Source organism: Bradyrhizobium sp. AS23.2 (genome assembly GCF_001908185.1).
Lineage (GTDB): Bacteria > Pseudomonadota > Alphaproteobacteria > Rhizobiales > Xanthobacteraceae > Bradyrhizobium.
This window is the reverse complement of the sequence record NZ_LGHM01000392.1, coordinates 1-1663: the sequence shown is the minus strand read 5'-3', so window position 1 is coordinate 1663 and position 1663 is coordinate 1. Positions and strand designations below refer to the sequence as shown.

Below are 1663 nucleotides of genomic sequence, written 5' to 3'. Positions count from 1 at the left end.
AACTTCAAGGAGTATGTCTCCTATTGGCCGATTTTGTTGCAGAACTATCTTGAGGAGCAGGGCGAACCGTGATTCCGTCGAGGTGAAGCGGCCATCGACGGAGAGTTTCGATGATGGGGCGGTGCAAGAGTGAGCAGGGTCAGCTGTTCTATGCGTTCGACCTCGAGGCCGTAGTGCCGGACGACCATCAGGTTCGGCGGATTGCGGCAGTTCTCGATCTCTCGTGGGTGCGCGTCGAGCTTGCGCCGCATTACCCCAACACTGGTCGGCCCTCGGTCGATCCAGAGCTGATGATCCGGATGCTCATCCTTGGCTATGTATTCGCGATCCGCTCGGAGCGCGCACTATGCCGCGAGGTTCAGCTCAATCTCGCCTATCGCTGGTTCTGCGGCCTTGGCATCGAAGACAGGATCCCAGATCACTCGGCATTCACGCGAGCCCGCAACGAGCGCTTTCGCGATCATGATGTCTTTCGTCACGTCTTCGAACATGTCGTCGTTTCGTGCATCAAAGCTGGCCTTGTCGGCGGCAATGGTTTCGCCGTCGATGCCAGCTTGATCGCGGCGGATGCCAATAAGTGTCGCTCAACGCCGGGCGATAAATGGAGCCACGACATCGACCCGATGAGGGCTCGGCGCGCCGTTCAGGACTACCTCGCCAATCTCGACGATCCAGCATGGGGTCGCGCGACCGACGTCGTACCGAAGTTTGTCGCGCCGTCCGACCCAGCCGCGCAGTGGACTGGCGCTCTACGCAACGCCGCGTTCTTCGCCTACGCCGACAATTACCTCATCGACGTCAAGTTCGGTATTATCATGGATGTCGAAGCGTCCCGGGCGATCCGCCAATCCGAGGTTGGCGCATCCCAGACGATGATCGAAAGGACTGAGAAGACGTTCGGCATCAAACCCGATTGGCTCGTCGCGGATACGGCCTATGGCGCGGCCCAAAATCTCCATTTCCTAGTCGATGTGAAGGGGATCGCGCCCCACATCCCGGTGATCGACAAGTCACAGCGCAACGACGGCACGTTCAGCCGCGACGATTTCATCTATGACGAGGCGCGCGATCAATATGTCTGTCCCAGCGGCAAGATCCTGCCGCGCTCAAGTGGAGCACGCGGACCACGCGGAGATGACGCTATCTCGTATTTCTCGCGCGTCGCCGATTGCCGCGACTGCCCGCTCAAGTCGAAATGCTGTCCAAACTCGCCGAGCCGGAAGATCACACGCCACGTGCACGAGGCAGCGCGCGATGTCGCCCGCGCGATCGCCAGGACGCCTGCCTACGATCAGACCCGACGAGATCGCAAAAAGGTTGAGATGCTGTTTGCGCACCTCAAGCGGATTCTGCGGCTCGACCGCCTGAGACTGCGTGGCCCGGCCGGCGCGCGGTTCGAATTTACGCTTGCAGCAATCGCTCAGAACCTTCGTCGCTTTGCCAAGCTGGCGCTCCATCCGCCCGACACGGCCGCACCAAGCGTGGCGTAAGTGGCGTCTGTCGCGTTGGTTGCGTCAGGTGTCAGTGCCCGGGCGTCTCCGCAGCCCATGCCGGGCAGGCGGCCGAGAGATCGCGAGCCCAAATTTTCAGATCTCAGCCTCGGCTGAGAGCGTCGATCCTACCGACTTCTGCAACAAAATCGGCCATTCGCCGACTTGCTAGG

Annotated in this window: 1 protein-coding gene; it reads left to right on the top strand. The window is 60.6% G+C overall.

Going from position 1 to position 1663, the window contains the following annotated elements; genetic code table 11:
- Window positions 1-110: 110 nt before the first annotated feature.
- Window positions 111-1490 (top strand): IS5/IS1182 family transposase, encoded by a 1380-nt coding sequence (locus AC630_RS42445; RefSeq protein WP_074124404.1) that lies wholly within the window; start codon window positions 111-113, stop codon window positions 1488-1490.
- Window positions 1491-1663: the final 173 nt, after the last annotated feature.